Annotated in this window: 4 protein-coding genes; 2 read left to right on the forward strand and 2 right to left on the reverse strand. The window is 52.5% G+C overall.

What is annotated here, in order from left to right; genetic code table 11:
• Together INT22_RS14595 and INT22_RS14600 are read right to left on the reverse strand one after the other, a co-directional pair.
• On the reverse strand, window positions 1-696 hold a 696-nt coding region (locus INT22_RS14595; RefSeq protein WP_193068476.1), incomplete at its 3' end, for a response regulator.
• 33 nt (window positions 697-729) lie between these two features.
• Window positions 730-2,415: an ATP-binding protein gene (locus INT22_RS14600; protein ID WP_193060711.1), complete on the reverse strand. Its 1,686-nt coding sequence runs from the start codon at window positions 2,413-2,415 to the stop codon at window positions 730-732.
• 208 nt (window positions 2,416-2,623) lie between these two features.
• On the opposite strand from INT22_RS14600, the gene INT22_RS14605 reads away from it, so the two are divergent.
• A complete protein-coding gene (locus tag INT22_RS14605; protein WP_193060710.1) occupies window positions 2,624-3,367 on the forward strand; it encodes a DUF481 domain-containing protein in 744 nt (247 codons plus the stop codon).
• 349 nt (window positions 3,368-3,716) lie between these two features.
• Window positions 3,717-5,115 (forward strand): BCCT family transporter (locus INT22_RS14610; protein WP_226912767.1); only part of this gene is annotated, 1,399 nt, incomplete at its 3' end.

The raw sequence follows: 5,115 nt of genomic DNA on the forward strand, positions 1-5,115 counted from the left end.
CAGCCGATAGCGCCGCTCAGGGCGACCGACATCGCCATAGCCAATTTCTGCATTAACCGCTTGTTCAGCCACTAAAAACTCCAAATAACGCCGCGCTGTTGAACGGCTTGCGCCCATTGCCTGCGCTCCCTGCATCGCCGTTTGGGAATCATGTTCGGCTGCCAGCGACTCCACCACACGACGCAGGGTCAAACGGTCAATGCCCTTAGGCAGCGTGCGCGTAGCTTGCCGCGCAGATTCACCTGGCTGTAAGCGAGCAAGCACTTGGTCCAGCTCGTCTTGACTCATTTCAGCCCGGTTCGCCAATGCCTCTCGCTCGCGACGAAAACGTGTCAGCATTTGTGTCATACGCGCCGCTTCAATCGGTTTAATCAGATAATCAAAGACGCCACCACGCAACGCTTCGCTGATGGTTTCTACTTCGCGGGCGGCTGTCACCATGACGATATCCACATGCACATAGTCGCGGCGAATCGCCCATAGCAGCTCCAGACCCTCTACATCAGGCAAGTAAGCATCTAATAAGATGAGCTGAACAGCATCAGCATGCTGGGCCATCAGGGCTTTTGCTTCACTGCCGTTACGTGCCAGCCCCACCACATAAAAGCCGTCGCTCTGCTCAATAAAAGCCTTATGGATATCAGCAATGCGAAAATCGTCTTCGACGACCAAAATACCGTACTGCGCCGCAGACATAGTGTTTCCTCTTCCTGGCGTCGTTATTATGATTTAAGGCGTTGTGGCGACTTGGTCGCAAAGCGAACGATCCAGCACGGCAATAAAGCACGCGCCGCCTAGCTCGCTCTCTTCTAATGTCACCTCGCCGCCATGCTGACGGCACAACCGCGCGACCAGTGCTAATCCAATGCCACGATGTTTACCGGTTTTGGTAGAAAACCCATCTTGAAAGATCGACTCCGCATGCTCGCCGGGCACACCTGAGCCGTTATCCTCTACCTCAATCAACAGCTGCTCGCCCAGATCCGTAAAGAACAGGCGAACTTTCGGTGTGTCACTGTTTGGACCATTAAGCGCTGCATGACAGGCGTTATCTAATAAGTTGCCCACAACGCTAATCATGACCTCCTGCCCAGTGACCGTCAGTGGGCAAGAGAGCGAGCTCTGCTCATCAATTTCCAGCGCAACTCCCAACTCCCCTGCTCGCGTCAATTTACCCAACAAGATGCCGCTGAGTACCGCGTCAGCTACGTGACGCATTAAAAAGCTCATTTGCGCCTGGGCACGTTCGGTTTCATGATGAATCAACGCTAGCGCCTCATCAACGCGATTAAGCTGCAAGAGACCAGAAATGGTGTATAGCTTGTTGGAAAACTCGTGGGCCTGGGCACGCAGCATATCCACATCACGGCTTGCCCGGGTAAGTGCCTGAGAAAGATCAATAATTTCCCGGCGACTGCGAAATGTCGCAACGGCGCCTTCGATCTCTCCTTCGTGCAGAATGGGCACTCGATTAGCCACCACAGGATGGTCGCCCAGCCACATTTCCTGGTCAAACTCTTGCTCGCCGTGCTTTAACACCTCGATCAAGCGCGAGTTGGGCACCACCTCACGAATTGGTTGCCCCAGCAAGACCTGTTCATCCGATAGCCCTAGAAAACGGCGGGCCTGCTGATTCACTAAGGTGATCTGGCCATCGCGGTTAACCGCCAGAATACCTTCGTGGATAGATTGCAAGATGGCCTCTTTTTCCATGGCCAAGCGGGCTATTTCATAAGGTTCTAAACCAAGGATGACTTTTTTAAGGTGCTGCGACAGCCAATAGGCCCCGGCAAATCCTAGCAAAATCATCAGCGCCACTAACGCCCACCCCAGGCTGGTATAGCGAGCCACATCCATATCGACTCGTTCTAGCATAAAGCCCACCGAAACTACCCCGATGATATTACCCTCTTCATCCCAGATAGGCGTTTTGCCGCGCATGGCGGTGCCTAACGTTCCGGTAGCTTCCGATACGTATGACTGACCGTAAATCAGCACCTGATCGTTATCCCCGCCCACCATTGGCTGACCAATACGCTCAGGCACGGGGTGCGAGTAGCGAATCGACTGGGCATTCCCCACCACCACATAACGGGCACCGGTTTCATGGCGAACGCGTTCAGCAAGCGGCTGGATAATCAGCGAAGGGTCGGGGGTCGAGAAAGCATTAACAATTTGCGGCATGCCCGCGACGGTTTTGGCCACTGCCAATGCCCGTTCGCCCATTTGGTGGGTGATAATTTCTGCTTTACGGTGGTTCAGATAGGTGCCTTGCGCTAGCAACATACCCGCCAGCAGAAAGCCGACCAGCAGCATGACTTGCAGGCGAAAACTTCGCTTGTACCAGCGGCGTTTGGCACGAGTACGGCGCCAGCGCTGTAATTCGGCCAACGTACGTGGGCGTGGGGCGGTCATAAAGGAACTCACTAGGCGCGACAGCGTCATTATGGCATGCAGCGCCAAGCGGCGTTAGCCGTTGCGCTTTTTCGACTATTTACTTATTTAGCAGCCACTGATTTTGTTTTTATCGATATACTCAGCGCTTTTAAAGCGTGCATGACGAACTCTCATCCTGCAACATCGCAGCCGCTCACAAAGACCGCTACTCAGGAGGAGTTACTTGTTGAGTTTATTAAGAAATGTCTTATTAGCTAGCTTGTCGCTATGGGCAACTTCCGCCGCTGCTTATCCATTTTACGCCCCACCACCGCCACAAGATGATACGCCGGTGTTTAGCGGCGATGCCGAACTTGGTTTTACCCACCTTTCCGGCAACACCAATAGCCAAACATTGATCGGCAAGACACGGCTGACTTGGCTGACGGGGGATTTCACTCATTCGCTGCGCGGTGAAGTCCGCAATGTGAGTAAAAACGGAGAAACCAGCGCTGAGCAATATTTAGTAGCAGGCAGGGAGCGTTTTGATTTTAGCGGCCCCCACTATCTGTTTGGCTTTGCCCGCTGGGAAAAAGACCGCTTTGCCGGCTACGACCAGCAGCTTTCTGCCATTGGTGGCTATGGGAGGCAATTGCTAGCGGGTGAACAACATTCACTATCGTTAGAAGCAGGCCCTGGCTATCGTAATGACCGATTACGCGGCGCTGATAATGAGCAATTGGCAGTTGCTTATACAGCACTCGACTATCAATTTGGCTTCTCAGATTATGCGGATATCGTTCAAGAAATGTCGGTGGAATATACCCGTCAGAACACTACAGCGCGTTCATTAACGGCACTAACGGCTCGACTAAATTCACGACTTTCGCTACGCCTTTCCCATGAAATCAAACACAACTCGCAGCCGCCTGAGGATACTAGCGAACGTACTGACAGCACCACCAGCGCATCACTGCTCTATCACTGGTAGCGCGCCGCTGCTTTCCTGTCACACAAAGAAATATTTTTTATTATCAGTGGTTTACAAAAAACGCCGACCAATTGCGGCTGCCATTAACCTATTCATCATGGTGCATCTCGCTTATTTTTCGCACTATTTTTATGCAATCCTCCTCGGGCATTAGACTTTGGTCTATATACAAGATATACTGTCCACAGTTTCCTGTCCTCGCGCCATTCATTGAATGGCGCTTTTTTTTGTTTCGAAAATCGGATGCTTTTAGGCATTACGCCTACTCACGCACGGTTTAGTTAAGCTCAATGCTCTGCTTACCCATCCCCTGATTAAACATACTCCTGATTAAACATAGGTGTTCTTAATGAACCACCCTGCCAAGACAAGCGAGGGCACTATGCGGTTTTCCCTCGGCGATCCCATCGTACTGGTGCTTAGCATCGGTTTCATCGTGGCGTTTCTTGCCCTCTCCTTTTATGACATTGATCTTGTCGCCAACTCAATCAGCGCCGGCTTTGCTTGGACAGCCCTAGTGCTAGGCAGCTACTTTCAATTGTTACTGTTACTGACTTTTTTTATTGCCATTGGTCTAGCAGTTACGCCAGCGGCAAAAGCCAAGATTGGCAATCTTGATGCACCAGAAATGAGTACCTTTAAGTGGCTATCGATTATTCTGTGCACATTGCTGGCAGGAGGTGGGGTCTTCTTCGCCGCCGGAGAGCCGGTCTATCATTTTGTGGTAACGCCTCCTGCCTTTGACACCGAAGCGGGCACCGCCGAAGCCGTCTCAAGCGCCCTTGCCCAATCGTTCATGCACTGGGGCTTTTTGGCCTGGGCGGTACTTGGCTCGCTAACCGCGGTGGTGCTTGCCCACGCTCACTATGTGAAAGGCCAGCCACTGCAACCACGCACACTGCTTTACCCGGTTTTTGGCGAGCGGCTTATGCGTGGCCCGCTAGGTAGCGTGCTAGACGCTTGCTGCGTGATTGCGTTGGTAGCAGGTACTGTCGGCCCCATCGGATTTCTAGCGACTCAAGTAAGTTTTGGCTTGCATGAGCTGTTCGGTCTTCCCGACGGCTACCTCGGGCAGCTTATTATCCTTGCGGTACTAGGTTGCATTTACGTGCTCTCTTCGATGAGCGGTGTTCATAGAGGCATTCAACTACTTAGCCGCTTTAACGTACTGCTGGCACTTGCCATTGGCGCGGTGATCATCGTGTTTGGCCCTACGCTGTTTTTGGTCAACACTTATATGTCGAGCATGGGCGCTTACATTAGTAATTTTTTCACCATGGCAACCATGACCGCCGACACCGCTCCCGCTTGGTGGATGCAGTGGTGGACCGTCTTTTTCTTTGCCTGGTTTATTGGCTATGCACCGCTGATGGCGATTTTCGTGGCACGTATTTCACGCGGACGCAGTATTCGCGAAATGATTCTTGCCGTGGCGGTACTCGCCCCGATTGCGACGACCGTATGGTTCACTCTGCTGGGCGGCTCAGGCGTTTATTATCAGCTCACGGGCGTCATTGATCTGACAGAAGCACTGAATAATTTCCAGTTTGATGTCGCGACGCTTACCGTGGCCCAAGCGCTCCCCGGCGGCACCTGGATGGCACTGGCAATTTTGTTATTGACGACAATTTTTGTGGCCACCACAGGTGATTCGATGAGTTATGCCATTGCCGTAGTGGGGGCTGGCCATGATGACCCAAGCCCATACGTACGTGCTTTCTGGGGGATTGCCATGGCGCTAATGGCGG

Origin of the sequence: Halomonas sp. 3D7M (genome assembly GCF_014897885.1) — a bacterium.
Classification (GTDB): domain Bacteria; phylum Pseudomonadota; class Gammaproteobacteria; order Pseudomonadales; family Halomonadaceae; genus Vreelandella.